This is a genomic window from Geodermatophilus sp. SYSU D00965 (genome assembly GCF_054050075.1).
Window position 1 is genome coordinate 34,552 of sequence record NZ_JBJGYQ010000015.1, and the last position, 19,458, is coordinate 54,009.

At 75.4% G+C, this 19,458-nt stretch carries 17 protein-coding genes; 6 read left to right on the top strand and 11 right to left on the bottom strand.

Annotated features, from left to right (window positions below; translation table 11 throughout):
* Positions 1-92: 92 nt before the first annotated feature.
* The gene (gene zwf / locus ACI789_RS15260; protein WP_457010226.1) at positions 93-1,583 is read right to left on the bottom strand and encodes a glucose-6-phosphate dehydrogenase; all 1,491 of its coding nucleotides are present in this window, start codon (positions 1,581-1,583) and stop codon (positions 93-95) included.
* A 138-nt stretch (positions 1,584-1,721) separates the two neighbouring features.
* Between zwf and ACI789_RS15265 the strand changes: the two genes are divergently transcribed.
* Positions 1,722-2,450 (top strand): glutamine amidotransferase, encoded by a 729-nt coding sequence (locus tag ACI789_RS15265; protein ID WP_457010227.1) that lies wholly within the window; start codon positions 1,722-1,724, stop codon positions 2,448-2,450.
* Between the two features lie 278 nt (positions 2,451-2,728).
* On the opposite strand, the gene ACI789_RS15270 is transcribed toward ACI789_RS15265, so the two are convergent.
* Together ACI789_RS15270 and ACI789_RS15275 are read right to left on the bottom strand one after the other, a co-directional pair.
* A complete protein-coding gene (locus ACI789_RS15270; RefSeq protein ID WP_457010228.1) occupies positions 2,729-3,961 on the bottom strand; it encodes a DUF222 domain-containing protein in 1,233 nt (410 codons plus the stop codon).
* 142 nt (positions 3,962-4,103) lie between these two features.
* Entirely contained in the window at positions 4,104-4,559 is a 456-nt protein-coding gene (locus ACI789_RS15275; protein ID WP_457010229.1) for a DUF1707 SHOCT-like domain-containing protein, read from the bottom strand.
* A 149-nt stretch (positions 4,560-4,708) separates the two neighbouring features.
* On the opposite strand from ACI789_RS15275, the gene ACI789_RS15280 reads away from it, so the two are divergent.
* The 3 genes from ACI789_RS15280 to nhaA all read left to right on the top strand — a co-directional run bounded on the left by ACI789_RS15280 (position 4,709) and on the right by nhaA (position 10,455).
* Positions 4,709-6,211, top strand: coding sequence for a sensor histidine kinase (locus ACI789_RS15280; RefSeq protein ID WP_457010230.1), 1,503 nt, complete (start codon positions 4,709-4,711; stop codon positions 6,209-6,211).
* Between the two features lie 111 nt (positions 6,212-6,322).
* Positions 6,323-7,828 carry an MFS transporter gene (locus ACI789_RS15285; protein ID WP_457010231.1) on the top strand — a complete coding sequence of 502 codons (1,506 nt, stop codon included), beginning with the start codon at positions 6,323-6,325 and terminating at the stop codon, positions 7,826-7,828.
* Positions 7,825-10,455, top strand: a complete 2,631-nt coding sequence (nhaA, locus tag ACI789_RS15290) for a Na+/H+ antiporter NhaA (protein WP_457010232.1) — start codon at positions 7,825-7,827, stop codon at positions 10,453-10,455. The genes ACI789_RS15285 and nhaA overlap by 4 nt, the downstream gene beginning before the upstream one ends.
* 310 nt (positions 10,456-10,765) lie before the next feature.
* Here the strand turns inward: nhaA and ACI789_RS15295 are convergent, their stop codons facing one another.
* From ACI789_RS15295 to ACI789_RS15305, 3 genes are all read right to left on the bottom strand, one after another.
* A complete protein-coding gene (locus tag ACI789_RS15295; protein WP_457010233.1) occupies positions 10,766-11,794 on the bottom strand; it encodes an acetamidase/formamidase family protein in 1,029 nt (342 codons plus the stop codon).
* A complete protein-coding gene (locus tag ACI789_RS15300; RefSeq protein WP_457010234.1) occupies positions 11,791-13,248 on the bottom strand; it encodes an APC family permease in 1,458 nt (485 codons plus the stop codon). The genes ACI789_RS15295 and ACI789_RS15300 overlap by 4 nt, the downstream gene beginning before the upstream one ends.
* A 79-nt stretch (positions 13,249-13,327) precedes the next feature.
* Positions 13,328-14,401, bottom strand: a complete 1,074-nt coding sequence (locus ACI789_RS15305) for an ABC transporter substrate-binding protein (protein ID WP_457010235.1) — start codon at positions 14,399-14,401, stop codon at positions 13,328-13,330.
* 20 nt (positions 14,402-14,421) lie between these two features.
* On the opposite strand from ACI789_RS15305, the gene ACI789_RS15310 reads away from it, so the two are divergent.
* Positions 14,422-14,874 (top strand): MarR family winged helix-turn-helix transcriptional regulator, encoded by a 453-nt coding sequence (locus ACI789_RS15310; RefSeq protein WP_457010236.1) that lies wholly within the window; start codon positions 14,422-14,424, stop codon positions 14,872-14,874.
* Between the two features lie 3 nt (positions 14,875-14,877).
* On the opposite strand, the gene ACI789_RS15315 is transcribed toward ACI789_RS15310, so the two are convergent.
* Entirely contained in the window at positions 14,878-15,186 is a 309-nt protein-coding gene (locus ACI789_RS15315; RefSeq protein ID WP_457010237.1) for a hypothetical protein, read from the bottom strand.
* 63 nt (positions 15,187-15,249) lie between these two features.
* Positions 15,250-15,834, bottom strand: coding sequence for a hemerythrin domain-containing protein (locus tag ACI789_RS15320; RefSeq protein WP_457010238.1), 585 nt, complete (start codon positions 15,832-15,834; stop codon positions 15,250-15,252).
* 129 nt (positions 15,835-15,963) lie between these two features.
* Here ACI789_RS15320 and ACI789_RS15325 point away from each other — a divergent pair, with 129 nt between their 5' ends.
* Complete coding sequence (locus ACI789_RS15325) at positions 15,964-16,227, top strand: hypothetical protein (protein WP_457010239.1); 264 nt, start codon at positions 15,964-15,966, stop codon at positions 16,225-16,227.
* 9 nt (positions 16,228-16,236) lie between these two features.
* Here ACI789_RS15325 and ACI789_RS15330 read toward each other — a convergent pair whose 3' ends face one another.
* From ACI789_RS15330 to ACI789_RS15340, 3 genes are all read right to left on the bottom strand, one after another.
* A complete protein-coding gene (locus ACI789_RS15330) occupies positions 16,237-17,418 on the bottom strand; it encodes an acyl-CoA dehydrogenase family protein (RefSeq protein ID WP_457010240.1) in 1,182 nt (393 codons plus the stop codon).
* A gap of 40 nt (positions 17,419-17,458) precedes the next feature.
* Positions 17,459-17,965, bottom strand: a complete 507-nt coding sequence (locus ACI789_RS15335; RefSeq protein ID WP_457010241.1) for a mycothiol transferase — start codon at positions 17,963-17,965, stop codon at positions 17,459-17,461.
* Positions 17,966-18,123: 158 nt separating this feature from the next.
* A complete protein-coding gene (locus tag ACI789_RS15340) occupies positions 18,124-19,332 on the bottom strand; it encodes a serine/threonine-protein kinase (RefSeq protein WP_457010242.1) in 1,209 nt (402 codons plus the stop codon).
* Positions 19,333-19,458: the final 126 nt, after the last annotated feature.

A 19,458-nucleotide genomic window follows, 5' to 3' on the forward strand; every position in this document is an offset into this window, starting at 1 on the left:
GGTGGCCCGCCGGCGCGGCGGTGGAGCGCAGTCGACCACGGACGCGCTGCCGGGGGAAGGCCTTTGTCGGCGTCCGTCGTCGGTGCTGCTGCTCAGCCCAGCCGCCGCCAGGTGCGACCGTGCCGGGCGATGAGCGCGGCTGCCTCGGGCGGGCCCCACGTGGCCGCTTGGTACAGCGGGATTGGCTGCGGGTCGGCCTCCCAGTACCGCAGCACCGGGTCGACGATCCGCCACGACCGGCCCACCTCGTCGGCCCGGGTGAACAGGGTCGGGTCGCCGATCAGGGCGTCGAGGATGACCCGCTCGTAGGCGTCCGGGGACTGCTCCTCGAAGCTCTCGTAGGAGAAGTCCATGGACGCCTTCTGCACCCGGAACGCGTGCCCGGGCACCTTCGCCCCGAACCGGAGGCTGAGCCCCTCGTCAGGCTGCACGCGGACGACGAGCGCGTCGGGCTCCAGGTGCGCGGCGGTCCCGGGGAACAGCGGCAGCTGCGGTGGCCGGCGGAACTCGATGGCGACCTCGGTGACCCGTGCGGGCAGCCGCTTGCCGGTGCGCACGAAGACCGGCACGCCCGTCCACCGCCAGTTGTCGATGTCCAGCCGCAGCGCGACGAAGGTCTCCGTCGAGCTCAGCGGGTCCACGCCCGGCTCGTCCCGGTACCCGGGCATCAGGTCCTCGCGGGTGCCCCCGCGGGTGTACTGGCCACGCACCGCGTTGGCGGCGATGTCGGCCGGGTCCTCCAGCGGCCGGATGGCGCGCAGCAGCTTCACCTTCTCGTCCCGGATCGCCTCCGCGCGGAAGGAGGTCGGGGGCTCCATGAGGAACAGGGAGAGGACCTGCAGGACGTGGTTCTGGACGATGTCGCGCATCGCCCCGGCCGTCTCGTAGAAGCCGCCGCGGCTGCCGACGCCGATCGTCTCGGCGACGGTGATCTGCACGTCGTCCACCCAGGTCCGGTTCCAGATCGGCTCGAACACGGAGTTGGCGAACCGCAGCGCGAGCAGGTTCTGCACCGTCTCCTTGGCCAGGTAGTGGTCGATGCGGAAGATCTGCTCCTCGTCGAACGCCGAGGTCAGGTCCGCGTACAGCGCCCGGGCGCTGTCCTCGTCCCAGCCGAACGGCTTCTCGATCACCGCGCGGACGAAGTCGCCGTTCGCGGGCCGGCTCAGCCCCGCCTTGCCGAGGCTGGTCGCGATCGGGCCGAACAGCCGCGGGGGAGTGGCGAAGTAGTACACCCGGTTGCCCGCGGTGCCGCTGTCGCGGTCGCACGAGCCGAGCACCTCCGCCAGCCGGGCGTGGGTCGCGGGGTCGTCGTAGTCGCCGGCGACGTACCGGGCGCCGGCCGTGAGCGCGGCCCAGCGGGCGTTGCCCTCCCCGGGGGCCCGCTCACGGCAGTACGCCCGGAACTGCTCGTCGTCCATCGGCGTCCGGGCGACGCCGACCAGGGACACCTCCGCCGGGAGGGCGCCGTACCGGGCGAGCTGCTCGACCGCCGGCAGGAGCTTGCGCGCGGTCAGGTCGCCCGAGGCGCCGAAGATGACCAGTGCGCAGGGCGGTGACCGCCGGTCGGAGTCGGTCGTCATGGGTGGGGCACCCCCTCCGCGGGGCCGGCGGGGACGGTGCCCGTCGCGCCGGGATGGGGCCGTTTCTACTCCCGGCGCAGGGGGTGCGGAAGGACGGCGGGCTGCTGGGGCAGGGTGTTCGGCATAGCATCCCTGCCCGTGAGGCCCTTCCTGCTGCTGGCCTCACGGGCCGAGGACGTCGCCGCGGACGAGGAGTACGCGGCGGTGCTGCGCCTGACGGGGCTCTCCGAGGGGCAGCTGCGGCGCATCCGCGTGGAGGCCGGTCCGCTGCCGGAGCTCGACCTCGACGACTACGCCGGGATCGTCCTCGGCGGCGGGCCGTTCAACTCCAGCGACCCGGTCGAGGGCAAGTCCGACGTCCAGCGCCGGGTCGAGGCCGAGCTCGCCGCGCTGCTCGACCAGGTCGTCGCCCGGGACCTGCCCTTCCTCGGCGCCTGCTACGGCGTCGGGACGCTCGGCGTGCACCAGGGCGGCGTGGTCGACCGGACCTACGGCGAGCCGATCTCCTGCGTGCCGATCGAGCTGACCCCCGCCGGACGTGCCGACCCGCTGCTGGCCGGGGTGCCGGACGTCTTCGACGCGCTCGTCGGGCACAAGGAGGCCTGCCGTGTGCTGCCGCCGTCCGCGGTGCTGCTGGCCACCTCGGCGACGTGCCCGGTGCAGATGTTCCGGGTGAAGAGCAACGTCTACGCGACCCAGTTCCACCCCGAGCTCGACGTCGCCGGCATCGTCACCCGGGTGCGGGTCTACCAGCACGCGGGCTACTTCCCGCCGTCGGAGATGGACGAGCTCATAGCCCGCCTCTCGCTGGCGGTGGTGAACGAGCCGGGCCGGATCCTGGCCAACTTCGTCGCGCGGTACGCCTGACGACAGCCGGGGGAGCCGCGCAGCGAGGAACGAGCGGGGAGCGGCCTGAGGCGCGGAGTCAGGCAGGTGCGCCTACGAGCCGTCAGCACTGCCTGCCCACGACCGACCGCGGCAGCGCGACGGGCGCCTGACCGACGGCAGCAGCGCGACGGGCACCCGACCCACCGGCCGCACGCCGAGCGGCGCCGCCTCCCTACGGAGGCGGTGCCGGTCGCGTGCGGGCCCCGTGCATCGACCAGGGGCGTGCTGCAGCCAGGCCGCGGCGGGCCCGGGGTGGGTCAGGCGGCGGCGGGGAGCAGCGGGCCGGTGTGGATCGGAGTGCCGTCGGGGCGCCAGGTGCGCCATCGGCCGTCGGGTTGTCGCTCGACGCGGAAGCCGTGGTGGACCTTGGTGTGGTGCCGCTCGCACAGCAGCGCGGAGTTCTCCAGCGACGTGTGGCCGCCGTTGATCCACTCCAGCACGTGGTGCACGTCGCACCACCAGGTGGGAGCGCCGCAGCCGGCGAACACGCAGCCGCCGTCGCGGACCTCCGCGGCGCGGCGGATGTGCGGTGGGACCAGGCGGAGGGTGCGGCCGTAGTCCAGTGGCCGCCCGTCGGGGCCGAGCACGATGCGGGTGAGCTGTCCGTCGCAGGCCAGCCAGCGGGCGCGGGCGGCGGAGAGGGTGGCGCCGAAGCCGGTGTCGGCCGCGCCGCGGCCGGTGCCGGGGTCGACCAGGTCGGCCAGGGCGACCTTGACCAGCACGTGCGGCTTGTGTCCGCGCAGCTGCGGCAGCGACCCGGCGGCCAACTGGTTGTCGCACAGCTGCACCAGCGCGTCGGCCAACTGCTGCGGCCGGGAGCGGTCATCGCCGGCGCACCGGCCGGCCTGCACCACCGACTCCAGCGCCGCGGCCAGCTTCTCCCCGCCCACCGCATCGAGGTCGAACCGGCCGGTGATGCTGCCGTCGGCGTGGCGGGCGATGGCCAGCCGCCGCTCCTCGGTGGGATTGGGCTCGGGTCCGTCGGGGTCGAGGCGGGCCAGGTAGTGGTGCACCACCTGGCGCAGCTCGTCGTGCGGCCGCTGCGCGGCCACGTCGGCCAGCACCGCGTCGACCTCGCCGAGGTCGACTCCGGCGGCGGCCGCGGCGGCCTGCGGCTGCGGGCGGGTGACCGGCTCGATGAGTGCGACCTGGCCCTCGGTCACCGCGCCGGCGGCGAACGCCGCCGCCACCGCCGGCAGGTGTTCCAGCGCCCGGCCGGCGCGGACCACCCGGCCGGCCTCGGCCACCGACAGGTGCCCGTGCCCGCGCAGCCACGACGCCATGCTCTTGAGCCCGTCGAACTCCGCCGCGCCGGTGCCCTCGCACTCGGCCACCGTGCGCGCCACCTCGGCGGCCAGCCGGTTCTGCGCGGCCAGCAGCCCGCGCAGCCGGACCAGCAGCGCCGGCCCGAACAGCGGCGCCAGCTCCTCCCCGCCCAGGGCGTCGAGGTCGTCGGCCAGCGCCCGCAGCGCCTCCGGCAGCTCGTCCACGACACCTCCCCAGCGGTTCGATCAGGCGTTCGAAGCCTACCGCCGCAAGGACCCCGCCGCAGACTGAATCTCCAGGTTAGACGGCTGTCCACAGGGTCTGCCCGGGGCTTGACATGGGCCTGCCGGAGTGCGGATCGGGACCTCAGCCGCGCCCGAAGCCGCCGCGCCCGCCGCCGTCGAACAGCACCTCACCCAACACCCAGCCGAACAGGAAGAGCAGACAGACGGCGGCCGCGACCGCCACCACCACCCGACCCGAGGACAACCGGGCACCCGGGCCGGTCAGGGACGCCCGCAGCTGCTCGACGGCCATGGTCGCCAGGGGTCGCCACCCGGGTGCGGCAGGTGCGGAGGACGCGGGCGGGAGGTCGGCGGTCAGCGGCTCGAGGTCCCGCCGGTGGACGGCGCCGAACGCGGCGGCCATCCGCTCACTGCCCTCGTCCGGGGGGAGCAGCCCGCGGGCGACGGCGTCCTGCAGGACGCCGACCGTGGCGAACCGGTCGGCGTCCGAGGCGCGCATCGCCGGCGCGGACCCGGGCGGGGGCGACGTCGGCGGTGCGGGCGGGACCGAGCCGTCCGTGCCGGTCAGGGGTGGCATGGGCCTGCTCCTCTCGGGGCTGCGACGCAGGAGACGGGCAGCCTGACCCCGCCACCTGTGACGGGCCTGTGAGCCCCGTCGTCCCGGGGTCCAGCGATCTCCATCCCGGCGTCCAGCCGACGTCCAGACCCGCAGCTCACCGTGGGCCCATGACAACCGCGACCGCCCGTCGGCTGTCGCTGCGGGCCCGGCTGCTGGCGGTGTTCCTCGTGCCGCTCGCGGTGGTGGTGGCCGTCGTCGGCGCCGTCGCCACGACCGTGCTGCACGACCAGATGCTCGACCAGGTCGACACCCGGCTGGCCGCCGCCGTCGACCGCTCGGCGCACGCCGACGCGGGCGGGCCACCCGGGGGCTGGGACGACGTCGGCCCGGACTTCCTGGCCACGCCGGGGCAGGGCGACGGCACGCTCGGGGCCCGGGTCGAGGACGGCGCGGTGACCGAGGCCGCGGTGATCACCGCCAGCGGCGAGGCGCGGCTGCTGACCGGACCGCAGCAGGAGGTCCTCGCGGACGTGCCCGCCGACGGCGGGCCGCGCACCGTCGACCTGGGTGCCGACCTGGGGGAGTACCGCGTGGTCGCGACCGCGGGCGCCGACGGGGACGTGCTGGTCACCGGCCTGCCCCTCGGGCCGACGCACAGCGCGCTGCTCCGGCTGGTCGCCGTCGAGGTCGGCGTCGGGCTGCTCGGCCTGCTGGCCGCGGCGGGAGCGGGGTTCGTGGTCATCGGCCGCACGCTGCGGCCGCTGCACCGCGTCGCCGCCACCGCCGGCCGGGTGGCCGAGCTGCCCCTCTCCAGCGGCGAGGTGCGCCTGGCCGAGCGCGTGCCCGCCGCCGACACCGACCCGCACACCGAGGTCGGCCGGGTGGGCACCGCCCTCAACCGCCTGCTGGACCACGTCGAGGAGTCGCTGGCCGCCCGGCAGGCCTCCGAGACCCAGGTCCGGCAGTTCGTCGCCGACGCCAGCCACGAGCTGCGGACGCCGGTCACCTCCATCCGGGGCTACGCGGAGCTGGTGCGCCGCAGCAGCAGCGAGGTGCCCGACGACGTGGCCCAGGCGCTGCGCCGCGTGGAGGCCGAGGCCGTGCGGATGTCGGGGCTGGTCAACGACCTGCTCCTGCTGGCCCGGCTGGACGCCGGCCGGGAGCTGGCCAGCGAGCCGGTCGACCTCACCGCGCTGGTCATGGACACCGTCAGCGACGCGCACGCCGCGGGTCCGGCGCACGCCTGGCGCGTCGACCTGCCCGCCACCGCCGTCCTCGTGCCGGGCGACGACAGCCGGCTGCACCAGGTGCTGGCGAACCTGCTGGCCAACGTCCGCACCCACACCCCGCCGGGCACCACCGCCGTCACCCGCCTGCGGGCCGAGGACGGGACCGCGGTGCTGCAGGTCGTCGACGACGGCCCGGGGATCCCGCCGGACCTGCTCGGCTCGGTCTTCGAGCGGTTCGCCCGCGGGGACTCCTCGCGGTCGCGGACCGCGGGCAGCACCGGCCTCGGCCTGGCCATCGTCCGCGCCGTCGTCACCGGGCACGGCGGAACGGTCACCGTCGACAGCGTGCCGGGCCGGACGGCGTTCACCGTCCGGCTGCCGCACGCCACCGTCGCCCAGCCCGACCTCGACCCCGACCTCGACACCGCCGCCGTCGGCTGACCGCCGCCCCGTCCGACCATCGACCCTGGCCGCGAGCCGGGGCAGACTGCGGGGACACGCGCCGGCCGGCCTCCCGGGAGCCCGGCGCACGCGACGGTGGGAGGCGGCACGATGGCCCGAGCGCCGCTCGCTCCCGAGGGCGGCCTGCGCATGGGCACCGCGCGCGGCCGGTGGGTCCTGCTCGCGACGGTGCTCGGCTCGGGCCTGGCGCTGCTCGACGCGACCGTCGTCAACGTCGCGCTGGAGCGCATCGGCGCCGACCTCGGCGCCGGCTTCTCCGGCCTGCAGTGGACGGTCAACGCCTACACCTTGACCCTGGCCTCGCTCATCCTGCTGGGCGGCTCCCTCGGCGACCGGTTCGGCCGGCGGCGGGTGTTCCTGGTCGGCGTCGTCTGGTTCGCCGCGGCCTCGCTGCTGTGCGGGCTGGCGCCGAACGTGGCGACGCTGATCGCGGCCCGCGCCCTGCAGGGGGTCGGCGGCGCGCTGCTCACCCCGGGCAGCCTGGCGATCATCTCGGCGTCCTTCCACGGCACCGACCGGGCCGCGGCGGTCGGCGCGTGGTCCGGGCTGGGCGGGGTCGCCGGGGCGATCGGACCGTTCGTCGGCGGCTGGCTGGTCGAGTGGAGCTGGCGCGCGGTCTTCCTCGTCAACCTCCCGCTGGCCGTGGGGATCGTCGTCGTGGCCCTCCGGCACGTGCCCGAGACGCGCGACCCCGAGGCCTCGCCACGGCTGGACTGGACCGGGACGGCGCTGGTCGCCCTCGGCCTGGGCTGCCTCACCTACGGGCTGACCGCGGCGGGGGAGCCGGGCAACGGGGCGACGGCGGTGGCCTGGTGCGTCGCCGGGGTCCTGGCCCTCGCCGCCTTCGCCGTCGTCCAGACGCGCACCCCGGACCCGCTGGTGCCGCCGGTCCTCTTCCGCAACGCGCAGTTCACCGCGGCCAACGGGGTCACCCTGCTGGTCTACGCCGCGCTGGGTGCGCTGTGGGTGCTGCTCGTGCTCCAGCTGCAGGTGGTCGCGGGCTTCTCGCCGCTGCTGGCCGGCACCGCGCTGCTGCCGGTGACCGTGCTGATGCTGCTGTTCTCCGCGCGCGTCGGGGCGCTGGCCCAGCGGATCGGACCGCGGGCGCTCATGACGGCCGGCCCGCTGGTCTCCGCCGTCGGCGTGCTGCTGATGCTGCGCATCGGGCCCGACGCCTCGTACCTCACCGACGTGCTGCCCTCCACCGTGGCGTTCGGCGCCGGGCTCACCCTCCTGGTGGCGCCGCTGACGGCCACGGTGCTGGACTCGGCCGCCGACCGGTACGCCGGCGTCGCCTCGGGGGTGAACAACGCCGTCGCCCGGGCCGCCGGCCTGCTGGCGGTGGCGGTCGTCCCGGTGGTGGCCGGGATCAGCGGCGAGGACTACGCCGACCCGGTCGCGTTCACGGCCGGCTTCCGGACGGCGGTGCTGGTCAGCGCCGGGCTGCTCGTCGTCGGCGCGGTGGTGTCGGCCGCGGCCATCCGCCGTCCGCTCGGTGCGGAAGAACGACACGACGACCTGCGGTTGGCGGAGTGTCCGCACTGTGCCGTGACCGGGCCGCAGCTGTGCCCGGTCACCGAGGAGGGAACCCGGTGACCGCCACCGCCGAACGCCAGACCAGCCCCGGCGGGGGCGGCCTGCTCGCCCGCGTGGCCCCGCTGCGCCGGCGGCTGCGCACCGAGGCCGGCAGCGCGGGGCTGCTGCTGCTCGCCACCGTGGTGGCGCTGCTGTGGGCCAACTCCCCGGTGGGGGACAGCTACGACGCCTTCTGGCACACCGAGCTCGCCATCTCGGTGGGCGGCGCCGAGCTCGCGCTGGACCTGCAGCACTGGGTCAACGACGGCCTGATGGTGTTCTTCTTCTTCGTCGTCGGGCTGGAGATCAAGCGCGAGCTGGTGATGGGGGAGCTCACCGACCGGCGGCGGGCGGCGGTGCCGGCGCTGGCCGCGGTCACCGGGCTGGCCGTCCCCGCGGTGGTCTACGCCGCGTTCAACCTCGGCAGCCCGGCGGCGTCGGCCTGGGGCGTGGTCATCTCCACCGACACCGCCTTCCTGCTCGGCGTGCTGGCACTGGTCGGCCCGGCCTGCCCCGCCCAGCTGCGGCTGTTCCTGCTGACCCTGGCCATCGCCGACGACGTCGGTGCGCTCAGCGTGATCGCGCTGTTCTACACCGAGGAGCTCGCCGTCGGCCCGCTGCTCCTGGCCGTGCTCGGCCTGGCGCTGATGGCGGGGCTGCGCTACCTGCGGGTGTGGCGCGGACCGGCCTACCTGGTGCTCGGCGTCGCGGTCTGGGTGGCGATGTACGCCTCCGGCGTGCACCCGACCCTGGCCGGCGTCGTCATCGCGCTGGCCACCCCCGCCTACCCGGCCCGGCGGGCGGAGGTGGAGGACGCCGCCCGCCGCACCCGCGCCTACCAGCAGTCGCCCAACCCCGAGTTCGCCCGGCTGGCCCGGCTGTCCATCGACCGGTCGGTGTCGGCCAGCGAGCGGCTGGAGCAGCTGTGGCAGCCGTGGACCAGCTTCGTCATCGTCCCGGTGTTCGCCCTCGCCAACGCCGGCGTCCCGCTCAACGGCGAGACCCTGCGCGCGGCCGCGACCTCGCCGGTGACCCTCGGCGTCGTCGCCGGCCTGGTCCTCGGCAAGCTCGCCGGCATCCTGCTGGGCACCGGCCTGGCGGTCCGCTTCCGCCTGGGCGAGCTCGCGCCGGGGCTGACCGGCCTGCAGCTGGCCGGCGGCGCGGCGCTGTCGGGCATCGGGTTCACCATCTCCCTGTTCATCGTCGACCTCGCCTTCGACGACGAGCTGCTCGCCGACGAGGCGCGGGTCGGCGTCCTGGCCGCGTCGGTGCTGGCTGCGCTGCTCGGGTGGGCGCTGTTCCGGCTCGCCGACCGGCGCCGTCCCCCCGGGGCCGCCGGCCGCCCGGTGCTGCTGGACCCCCCGGTCGACCCCGAGCGCGACCACGTGCGCGGGCCGGTCGACGCGCCGCTGACCCTGGTCGAGTACGGCGACTTCGAGTGCCCGTTCTGCGGCCGGGCCACCGGCACCGTCGAGGAGCTGCGCGCGCGGTTCGGCGACCGGCTGCGCTACGTCTTCCGGCACGTCCCGCTGGTCGACGTCCACCCGCACGCGGAGCTGGCCGCCGAGGCCGCCGAGGCCGCCGCGGCGCAGGGCCGGTTCTGGGAGTTCCACGACCGGCTCTTCGCCGCCCAGGACCGGCTCACCGCCCCGGACCTGCTCGAGCACGCCGCCGCCGTGGGGCTGGACGTGCAGCGCTTCGCCCGCGACCTGGGGGCCAGCCGGTTCGCCCGCCGGGTCGAGGAGGACGTCGAGTCCGCCGAGGCCAGCGGCGTCGGGGGCACGCCCACCTTCTTCGTCGGCGGACTGCGGCACACCGGCCCGTACGACGCCGACACCCTCGCCGCCGAACTGCTCGCCGCGGCGGGGGAGGACGGCCTGCCCTCGGTGGACGACGGTGTCGCCGGGCTGGCGCTGCCGGTGCTGGGCCCTCGGCGGGGCAGCGACCGGCCCGAGCCGTCGCCGGACGCCGTGCAGCCCGTCCCGGCCGACCTGCCCGTGACCCCCGACCGCGGCGGCGCCTACCCCGAGCTCACCGATGCCCAGCTGGCACTGCTGGAACGCCACGGCACCCGGCGCTGGTGCCCGGCGGGCGACACGCTGTTCCGCGAGGGGGACCCCGGCTACGACTTCCACGTCGTCCTGTCCGGCGCGATCGCGATCGTGGAGGACGCCGGCCGGGCCGACCAGCGGGTGCTCTCGGTGCACGGGGCGCGGCGCTTCCTCGGCGAGCTGGACCTGTTCAGCGGCCAGCCGGTGTCGCTCACCGCGCTCGTGATCCGCCCCGCCGAGACCGTCCGGCTGGACCACGACGGGCTGAAGGCGGCGTTCAGCGCGGACCCCGCGCTCAAGGAGATGGTGCTGCGCGCGTTCCTGCTCCGCCGGTCCATGCTGCTCGAGCTGGCCGCGGACCTGCGCATCGTCGGGCGGTCCGGGTCCCCCGACAGCCGCCGGCTCCAGGACTACGCCCGCGACCGGCGGCTGTCGGCGACCTTCGTCGACCTGGACAGCTCCGGGGACGGCGCGGCGCTGCTGACCGAGCTCGGGGTCTCCGAGGAGGACCTGCCGGTCGTGGTCTGGCGGGGAGGGCGCGTGCTGCGCAACCCGTCCGACGCCGAGGTCACCGCGGCGGTGGAGGCGGGGGCCTGACGACGGCGGTCACGTCGGCGACCAGGCCGGCGGCGGCCTCGATCGCCGCCTGCAGGTCGGCGGGGGTGGTGCCGGGCGAGGCCAGGACGGCGTGCGCCCGGCGGGCGGAGTCCGGGGGCGCTGTCGGCAGCCGGCCGGCCGCGGCGACGGCGCCCTCCTCGTTGACCAGCCAGCGGCCAGCGGCGCCGTGCAGGGCGTGCGCGCACAGCCCGACCGCCCGGAACAGGCAGCCGGCGACGTAGGCGGTGTCCCGCCGCGGCGCCGCCTTGGCCGCACCGTGGCGGGGAGCCGGGGCGCCCCGCCACGGGCCTCAGCGCTCGGCCAGGTAGGCGGCCGCGGTCTCCCGCAGCCGGTCGTGCACGCCGTCCACGGCGACGGCGCCGCCGAGGTACCGCTTGGGCAGCTTGGCGACCATCGTGTAGTTGGTGTCGACGACGTTGCCGGCCGGCGCCAGCCCCGCCTGGCTGACCAGCTGGTAGGCGTCCAGCGGGTCCCAGCCGGTCAGCTGGGACGCCCAGCTCACCAGGTCGTGCTGGCTGATCCGGAACGCGTCCTCCAGCGGCCGGACCGACCCGGTCGACATGAGGAACTCGTCGGTCTCCAGCCGCGGCCACGCGGGTGCCGCGCCGCCCTTCACCAGGTCGACCACGACGACCGTGCGCATCGCCGCCTCCACGGCGGTGCCGCACACCTCGCCCTCGCCCTGCCGGCAGTGCCCGTCGCCGAGGGAGAGCAGCCCGCCCGGGGCGTTGACGCCGAAGTACAGCGTCGTCCCGGCCCGGGCCTCGGGGGTGTCCATGTTCCCGCCGTGCGCGCCCGGGGTGATGCTGGCGAACACCTCCCCGCCGGCCGGGGCGACGCCGATGGTGCCGTGCATCGGGTCCAGCGGGAGCTCGACCTCCGGGCCGCCGCGGCGGGGCCGGAACAGGCAGGTACCGCGCTCCCGGTCGACCTCGTAGACCCAGACCAGCTCGTCGAGGGCCTCGTGCAGCATCGCCGTCGAGTGCGTGGTGGTCAGCGCGCCGAAGTGCGGGAACGTCGTCGACACCGCCCAGTCGCGCACCGGCGCGATCTCCACCAGGTGGACGGCGAGGGTGTCGCCGGGCTCGGCGCCCTCCACCGCGATCGGCCCGGTGACCGGGTTGAGGTAGGGGAACTCGCAGACCCGGCTGGGCAGGTCGTCGACCCCGCGCACCCGGCCGCCGAAGCAGTCCTCGGTGGTCAGCTCGACCACGGTGCCCGGGGCGACGGTGACCAGCGGCTCGCCGCCGCCGCCGAAGGTGTAGCGCAGCTGGTCGGCCGACGGCTCGACGGTGACGACCTCCAGGGCCGCGGTCACAGGCCCTCCTCCGCGCTCAGCTCGGCCTCGCGGCCGGTGGCGAGCAGGACGACCAGCAGGACGACGCCGATGCCGAACCACACGAACCCGAGGGTCTGCGCGGCCACCTGCGCGTTGATGACGACGTACACGAGGATCGCGAACCCGATCACCGGGACGGCCAGGTGCAGCCACCAGTTCCGGCTCTTCCGCCGGACGACGTAGTGCACGACCACCGACACGTGCAGCAGCAGGAACGCCGACAGCGCGCCGAAGTTGACCAGCGTGGACAGCAGCGAGATGCCGTCCTCCCGGCTGCTCATGTACAGGCCCAGCACCAGGGAGACCGCGGCGACCAGGAGCGTGGCGTTGACCGGCACGCGGCGGGTCGGGTGCACCTTGCGCAGGAAGCCGGGCAGCTGGCGGTCGCGCGCCATGGCGAACAGCAGCCGCGACGTGGCGGCCTGCGCGACCAGGGAGTTGGCGAAGCCCCACGCGATGGCGGTGGCGATCGCGGTCAGCGTGGACAGCCACGCCCCGCCGGCGACCTCGGCCGCGTCGTAGAACGCCGTCCCGGCCGCGTCGCCCTGCGCGATGAGGGTGTCGGGGTCGGGGACGAGCAGGGCGGCGACCCAGGTCTGGACGATGAACAGCGTCCCGGCCAGCGCCAGCGCCGCGATCATCGCCTTGCCGATGGACCGGGCCGACTCGCGGTTCTCCTCGGCGAGGGTGGAGATGCCGTCGAAGCCGAGGAAGCTCAGCACCGCGATCGACACCGCGCCGAAGACGAGCTCCAGGGAGAAGGTGTCGCTGTTGTAGATCGGCGAGAAGTCGAAGCCGCGGCCCTCGCCCGAGGCCAGGGCGACGATGCCGATCACCAGGAAGATCGCCAGCACGATCAGCTCGGCGACCAGCATGATCTTGTTCACCCGGGCGGTGAACTCGATGCCGAACCAGTTGACGACGGTGTTGAGGACGACGAACGCGACCAGCCAGACCCAGACCGGCACCGACGCCCAGATGGAGTTCATCGCCACGGCGGCGATCAGGTACAGCAGGCCGGGGACGAGCACGTAGTCGAGCAGGATCATCCAGCCGGCGATGAACCCGACCGGCTGGGCGATGCCGCGCCCGGCGTAGGTGTACACCGACCCGGCCATCGGGAAGGCGCGCGACATCTGCGAGTACGAGGCCGCGGTGAACGCCATGGCCAGGCCGCCGATGGCGTAGGCGAGCGCGATCATCCCGCCGGAGGCCTGGAAGACGCTGCCGAAGATGCCGAACGGCGCGATCGGGACCATGAAGATCAGGCCGTAGACCAGCAGGTCGGTGAAGCTCAGCGAGCGCTTGAGCTCCTGCCGGTAGCCGAAGGCCTCGACGCCGGGGTCGCCGGTCGCGGGGATCGGGCCCCGGGCAGCGCCCGGGAGCCGGCCGGCGGGGTCGCCGGCGTTGGTGGTGGTGCGGGGGTCGCTCACGGCTCCTCCTCTCCTCCGGCTCGGGGGCCGGGCGGGGAGAGAGTAGGCCCCATTTGTTTCCAAGTGGAAGCAAGTGGGGTCAGGCGGTGCGCACCTCGGCGAAGGTGAGCCCCTCGGCGCGGGCCAGCCGGGGCCGCGCGGGTGCCGGCCGGGTCGCCGTCCCCGGCCCGGTCGCCGTCCCCGGCCCGGTCGCCGTCCCGGGCCCGGCGAGGGAGACGGCGAGGCGCACGCCGTCGTAGACGCCGCGGGCGTACGCGCAGACGACCGGCGCGGTGGGGCCGGCCCGCCGCGCGTGCCGCTCCTGGAGCGCGAGCTGTCCCTCGTCGGCGGCGCCGTCGGAGGCGGCGAAGGAGGGCATGCAGGCGAACAGCTCGCCGGTGCGGTCGCCGCCGATGGCGTACAGCCCGTTCTCCTCCAGCGCCCCGGACAGCCGCAGCACCCGGCGGGCGAGCCCGCTGCGGGCGAACTCCCGGTTGAAGGCCACCAGGTCCCGGCCGACGAGGCTGAGCAGCACCGCGTCGGCGCGGGTGCGCCGCACCAGGTCGAGCACCGGGCCCGGGTCGTCGGCGCCGAAGGGCACCAGCCGCTCGCCGACCACCTCGGCGCCGAGCTCCCGCAGCACGACCGCCGCCGCCCGGTGCACCGCCTGCGGCCACACGTAGTCGTTGCCGACCAGCACCCAGCGGCGGGCGCGGTGCGCGGTGACCAGCCAGGCCAGCGCGGCGGCGTGCTGGTCGCGCGGGGAGGAGCCGATCCGCAGCACGCCCGGACGGCGGCGGCCGCCCTCGTGCGGCGGGGTGAAGACGTAGCGCACCCGCCCGGCCAGCGCGGCCTCGAGGGCCCGGTGCACGTCGCTGGTGTGGAAGCCGACGAGGACGTCGAAGGCGCCGGCCTGGTGCAGCGCGGCCGCCTCCGCGGCGACCTGCGCCGGCGGGCGGCCGGAGTCGACGGTCACCAGCTCCACCGCGCGGCCCCGCACGCCGCCGCCGGCGTTGGCCTCGTCCGCGGCCAGGCCGGCCAGGTCGAGGGCGGACGGCGCGGTCAGCGCCAGCGGCCCCGACAGCGGCACGGCCAGCCCGATCCGGACGACGTCCGGACGGCGGGGGAGGAGGGTGGCCTCCCACGCGTCCAGCAGACCGGTCGGCTCGGGCACCCGCTGAGTATGGTGCGGCCATGGCCGTCGAGCAGCAGGCGAGCCCGGTGTCGGTGACCCCGTCACTGGTGGAGCTGCTGACGGTCGCCCAGCGTCGGGTGGCCCGCGGGGTCGCGACCGTGCTGGCCGAGGACGGCGCCACGCTCGACGGCTACCGGGTGATGCGCTGCCTGGCCGCCGGGCCCGGGCGGTCGATGGGCGAGCTGGTCGCGGCGCTCTCGCTGCCGGCGCCGACGCTGACCCGGCTGGTCGACGGGCTGGTCGACGCCGCGGAGGCCTACCGGCTGCCCGACCCGGACGACGGGCGCCGCGTCCGGGTGCACCTGTCCGCGCGCGGGCGGACGCGGCTGGCCCGGCTGGCCGCGCTGGTGGGCGCGCACGAGGCCGCGCTGGCCGAGACGCTGGGGTCGGCGCGGGTCGAGTCGCTCGTCCGCGCCCTCAGTGAGCTCGACGCCGCCGACCAGCTGGCCTGACCCTCACTCGGTCGTCGGCGGGAGCAGCCGGGGCACGAACACCTCGTCGATCGGCCGCGGGCCGACGTACTGCCGGCAGGTGCAGGGCACCCAGGCGACCCCGGAGAAGCGGCCGCGCTTGTCGAAGGTGTCGCGGCGCAGCTCGGCGTAGCAGGTGTTGCTCTCGGTGTCGTGCTGGCTGAGCGTGTGCCCGCACCCGCACAGCGGGGCCGGCAGCGCCGGCGGTGCGGGCTTGGAGCGCCGGCTCAGCCGCCCGCCGAGGAAGCCCACGGCGAGCAGGGCCGCGCCGACGAGCAGGCTGACAGGTTCCACCGCGTGCGCTCCTCCCGGGTCGTGCCTGTCGACGGTAACGCGGGAGGAGCCGGCGGTGTCCCCTCAGTCGGCCTTCTTCCCCCGGCCGCTCACCGCGTCGCGCAGGTGGTCCAGCAGGCTGGCGACCGGCCCGAGGACGGTGCGCACCCCCGGCTCGTTCGGGGTCATCGGGTGCGCCCGCGTGGGGGCCATGGCCTTGACCCGTTCCACCTCCCGCGCCATCTCCACCAGCTCGTCGCGGCTGAAGGTCGCGCGCAGCTCGGTGAACATCCGGCTCTCCTCGTGCTCGACGTGGTGCCGGATCTCGCGGATCAGCGTCGCCACCTCGGTGTCGAACGACGGGTCGTCGGGGTCCATCCGCTCCAGCCGCTTCATCGTCTCCTCGGCCTCGGCGTGCTCGTGCTTGGAGTGCTCGGCCTCCTCCTTGTCGACCTGCTCCTCCACACGCGGGTAGACCCGGGTCTCCTCGGCCACCGAGTGCTTGACCAGGCCGATGGTCACCTCGTCGACGAGTTCCCGCTTGCGCCGCAGGGCGTCGGGTCCCGCCTGTCCGAACAACCCCTCGAGCTCGGTGAAGACGCGGTCGAACTCCCGGTGGTCGGCGCTCAACAGCTCGACGACGTCGCGCTGGTCCTGGGTCTGGGTCATGGCGCGCTCCTCCCTTCGACAGGCCCCTTCGGTTCCCTGCTGCGGGCCTGGTCACACCGATCCGGACACCGCCGTCCGATTCACCCGGCCAGGGAGTTTCGCGGGTGTGATCACGGTTACAGGGATGGCGTGGAGTCGTACGCCGTGGGTTTCGCCCGTCCCGACCGCTGGTCACCGGGACGGCCGACCGAGCAGCGCCGTCCGTGGCACGCCGTGGAGGCGCACCGGCCGCCGTCCGAGCTGGACGGCGAGGTCGAGCTGGCCGTCTGCGGCGCGATCGTGCAGGTGTGGGGGTCGCAGCAGTGGGGTCGCGTCGGGGCCGGGCGCACCGCCTGCCCCGAGTGCCGCCGGCTGACCTCGGCGGAGGCCAGGCCGCTCACCGCCGTCGGGTGAGCCCCGCGGTCAGCGGCGCTCGGGGCGGCGGCCGCTGATCGCCGACAGGCCGGTGATCTCGCGTCCCACGATGAGCGCCTGCACCGAGTCGGTGCCCTCGAAGGTGAAGACGGCCTCCATGTCGGCGTGGTGGCGGGCCACGTGGTTGTCCAGCAGGATCCCGTCGCCGCCGAGGACGTCGCGGGCGTCGGCGACGATCGCGCGGGCCTTGGCGGCGTGGTTCATCTTCGCCAGCGACGCCATGGCGGCGGTCATCCGGCCGGTGTCGGCGAGCTTGGACAGCCGCCAGCACATCAGCTGCATCGAGGTGATCTCGGCCAGCATCCGGGCCAGCTTGTCCTGCACGAGCTGGTAGCCGGCGATCGGCGAGCCGAACTGCTCGCGGCGCAGGGCGTGCGCCAGGGCCAGCTCGTAGGAGGCGGTGGCCAGGCCCAGCGCCCGCCAGGCGACGGTGTAGCGGGTCCGGTCGAGGACCTTCGAGACGTCCTTGAACGACGCGCAGTGGGCCAGCCGGTTCTCCGCGGGCACGCGGACGTCGGTCAGCGTGATCTCGGCCTGCCACACCGCCCGCAGCGCCGTCTTGCCGGTCATGACGGTGGCCTCGTAGCCCGGCGTCCCCTTGTCGACCACGTAGCCGCCCACCGCACCGTCCTCGCCGCGCGCCCAGATCAGCACGTGGTCGGCGATCGACCCGTTGCCGATCCACTTCTTCTGGCCGTTGAGGACGTAGCCGTCGCCGTCCTTCCGGGCGGAGGTCTCCAGGCCGACGGCGTCCGAGCCGTGCCGGGGCTCGGTGAGGCCGAACGCGCCGATCTTCTCCATCCGCGCCATGGCCGGCAGCCAGCGCTCGCGCTGCTCCTCGTCGCCGAGCAGCGCGATCGACTGCATGGCCAGGAAGCTGTGCACGCCGTTGAAGGTGCCGATGCTGCCGTCGGCGCGGGCGAGCTCGGCGGCGACCAGGCCGGCCGAGACCGCGCTCATCCCCGGGCAGCCGTACCCCTGGATGGTGCCGCCGGCGATGCCCAGTGCGGCGATCTTGGGCACCAGCTCGAAGGGGAACTCCGCGCGCTCCCAGTAGTCGTTGATCCGCGGCGTCACCTCCGTCTCGCAGAAGGCGCGCACCCGGTCGCGCAGCTCGACCTCCTCCGGCTCGAGGAGCTCCTCCACGGCGTAGAAGTCCGGACTCGTCACGAGCGCCGACGCTAGGGCAGCAAGGGCCGTTCCGGCCTGGTCACCGGCCCAGCAGCCCCCGCAGGTAGGCGGCCTGGCCGAGGTGCTGGAAGTCGTCGCCGATCACGCTGACCAGGCGGACGCCGAGGGTCACCGGCGGGTCCCAGCGGGTGTCCACGACCCGGTCGAGGTCGTCGTCGTCCACGCCGCGGAGGAACTCCGCCGTCCGCGCGGACACGGCCTCGCCGTAGCCCAGCAGCAGCTCCGCCGACGGCACCCGGACGGCGTCCACCTCCTCGGCGCTCATCCCGTAGCCGGTGGCGCCGCGGTCGAGGGGCAGGCCGAACCGGTCGGCCCAGCCCTGTTCGGTCCACACCTGCTCGGTGCCGGCCACGTCGGCGACGTGGTCGTCCTGCACGCGCAGCAGGTGCCAGGCCAGCCAGCCGATCGGGTTGGCGCCGGGGGCTGGGCGGGCGGCGAGGTCCTCGGCGGACAGGCCCTCGACGGTGGCGGAGAAGGTCTCGGCGATCTGCTCGTAGGCGTAGAGGAGGAGGTCGCGGCTGCGCATCAGTCCTCGTCCCCGCTCTCGGGATCGCTCTGCGCCTCGAGGTCGGCGGCCTGCTCGGGCGTCTCCAGCTCCAGCGCGATGTCGCGTGGCTGGGGCCGGTCGGGGGAGGGCGTCGTCATGTCTGCCGAGCGTGCCGCAGGGAGGCCGCGGCCGCGCGCTCAGAACCAGCCGAGCAGGTACCCGGCCAGGGCGGTCAGGCCGGCGAGCACGGCGAGGGTCAGCAGCAGCAGGGTCACGACAGGGACGACGACCCACCGGCGCTTGAACCGCCGGCGGTGGGGCGGAGGGGCGGGCGGGAGCGGGGCCGGTGCGGGCGCCTGCCGCCCGTGCGAGGAGTCCCGGCGCTCCCGCCGGCGCTCGGCGAGGCGGTGGCCGGCGTCCCGGGCCACCGCACCGAGCGCGGTGGCCGAGGCCGACGCGAGGGCCTTGAGGTCCGCGGCGTCGAACCGCTCCACCCGGCTGCCCTCGGGTTGCGGCCGGTCGGCGGCCGGCCGCGGCGGCGTGGACCGCGGCGGCGCCCAGCCCGCAGGCGTGGCCACCTGCGTCAGCGCGGCCTCCAGGTCCCGGCGCGCCTGCTCGGCGGTCGCGCGCCGGGTGGGGTCCTTGGTGAGCAGCCCGCGCAGCAGGGGCTCGAGCGGGCCGGCGCGCACCATCGGCGCGGGCTCCTCGGTGACGACCGCCATCAGGGTGGCCATCGGCTCGCCCTTGGCGAAGGCCAGCCGGCCCTCGACGGCGGTGTAGAGGGTGGCGCCCAGGGACCACAGGTCCACCGGCGGGCGCGGGTACTCGCCGTTGGCCCGTTCCGGGGCCATGTAGGACGGCGAGCCGATGATCGCCCCGGTCGTGGTGATGGCCGAGTCGCCGGTGGCCGTGGCGATGCCGAAGTCGGTGAGGCAGGCGTGCCCGTCGGGGGCGACGAGGACGTTGGCCGGCTTGACGTCGCGGTGGATGATCTCCGCCCGGTGCGCGGCCTCCAGCGCGGAGAGCACGTCGAGGCCGATGCGGGCCACCGCCTCCCACGGCAGGGGCCCCTGCTGGTCGACGATCTGCTGGAGGCTGCACGACTCGACGTGCTCCATCACCAGCCAGGGCCGGCCGTCCTCCTCCACGACGTCGTAGACCGCGGTGACGCAGGGGTGGTCCAGGCGGGCCGCCGTCCGGGCCTCCCGCAGGGTGCGCTCCCGCAGGACGCGCCGCTCCTCCTCGGACAGGTGCAGCGCGAAGGTGACCTCCTTGACCGCGACCGGTCGCTCCAGCTTCAGGTCGGTGGCCCGCCAGACGACGCCCATGCCGCCACGGCCCAGGACCTCGCGCAGCGCATAGCGCCCCGCGACCACCCGATCCGCTGTGGAGGGCTCCGCAGCCATGGGCGGACGGTACGCCCGGGGCGGCGGTTCCGCCGCTGCGCGGCGAACGGGCCGGGCGGCCGCCCGCCCGGCGACGAAGGTCCCTGTCCGGCTGGGGCGGGGGGTGGACATGCTCGGAGCCGGCCG

Excerpts from the sequence above, each read along its gene's own strand:
- zwf (WP_457010226.1), bottom strand. The coding sequence starts at position 1,583 with ATGACGACCGACTCCGACCGGCGGTCACCGCCCTGCGCACTGGTCATC.
- ACI789_RS15275 (WP_457010229.1), bottom strand. The coding sequence starts at position 4,559 with ATGCCACCCCTGACCGGCACGGACGGCTCGGTCCCGCCCGCACCGCCG.
- ACI789_RS15280 (WP_457010230.1), top strand. The coding sequence starts at position 4,709 with ATGACAACCGCGACCGCCCGTCGGCTGTCGCTGCGGGCCCGGCTGCTG.
- ACI789_RS15285 (WP_457010231.1), top strand. The coding sequence starts at position 6,323 with ATGGCCCGAGCGCCGCTCGCTCCCGAGGGCGGCCTGCGCATGGGCACC.
- ACI789_RS15310 (WP_457010236.1), top strand. The coding sequence starts at position 14,422 with ATGGCCGTCGAGCAGCAGGCGAGCCCGGTGTCGGTGACCCCGTCACTG.
- ACI789_RS15320 (WP_457010238.1), bottom strand. The coding sequence starts at position 15,834 with ATGACCCAGACCCAGGACCAGCGCGACGTCGTCGAGCTGTTGAGCGCC.
- ACI789_RS15335 (WP_457010241.1), bottom strand. The coding sequence starts at position 17,965 with ATGCGCAGCCGCGACCTCCTCCTCTACGCCTACGAGCAGATCGCCGAG.
- ACI789_RS15340 (WP_457010242.1), bottom strand. The coding sequence starts at position 19,332 with ATGGCTGCGGAGCCCTCCACAGCGGATCGGGTGGTCGCGGGGCGCTAT.